Raw genomic sequence first — 1046 nt, forward strand, 5'->3', positions numbered from 1 at the left:
TCTCTATCAAAATGAATTGGAATATAAAATAAAAAATGGTTACGGCAAGTTTTTCGATTTATTGATTGAAGGCAATATACCGGATATTTTCAATAACAACCGTAAAAATTTGTTAGAATAATGTAGCTACCATTCAGTCTATTATTTATCTCATTAGTAATAAATTCTCTTGCTATCTCTGTGAGGGCGAGTGATTGACTTTCTTCTTATTTGCTTTTTAATGGCAATTACATACAATTTGTAATCTACAATTGAAGATAACACCTTCATTTTTGCAATAAATGTGCATTTTTTCCGACATTTGAATATGGCTTTATTTTTAACTCCGGACAATGTCTATAAACTGTACCATATTGATCCGTCAAAAAAGATGGAAGGCATTGTTATTCTGTATCAGCAAAATCATCCCGGAAAGGAATATACAGAACATACCCGGGTATTTGACGGGATTTTGTTAGGGTTCATGATACAAGGATCCATGAAGGCTCAGATCCATTTTCTGGAATATGAACTCAATGCAGGTGATATTGCTGTTTTACAACCCCAATTGATGATTGACACCAAATCCCTGAGTGAAGATGCTGAAATAGTAACCATAGGACTTTCCTTAGATTTTATCACGGCTTTCCCGATCCTGCGCGAGTTTGTGATGAACCACCAAATCCGATGGCAGCCGGTGATCAGGTTACAGCCTGAAGAAACAGGACTGCAAAAAGAACTGGTAACATTAATCCAAAACTTCTACCACAAAAGTTCCAGCCCCAGAAAAACTGAAATGCTCCGCCATCTTGTAATTGCCCTGATGTGCATGATTTCTGAAGCCTATTCGGGACTGGCAGATCATCATCACTTTACAAAGAGCCGTACCCATGAAATTATTTATGAGTTTTATCTATTCATTGCAAAATATGCCACCCAGCAACGCAGCGTTAAATTCTATGCAGAAAATCTACATTTAACCCCGCAATATCTCGCTTCTTTCCTGAAACAGAAAACAGGTAAATCCGTACTGCAATTGATTGACCATGCTATGATCTTACATGCTA

General features: G+C 36.9%; 1 protein-coding gene. It reads left to right on the forward strand.

All coding sequences use genetic code 11. From position 1 onward, the window contains the following. Positions 1 to 307: 307 nt before the first annotated feature. Positions 308 to 1046: transcriptional regulator (locus BBH99_RS11965; RefSeq protein ID WP_066695844.1), on the forward strand; the 739-nt coding region annotated here is incomplete at its 3' end.

The organism is Chryseobacterium contaminans (assembly GCF_001684955.1).
GTDB lineage: Bacteria > Bacteroidota > Bacteroidia > Flavobacteriales > Weeksellaceae > Chryseobacterium > Chryseobacterium contaminans.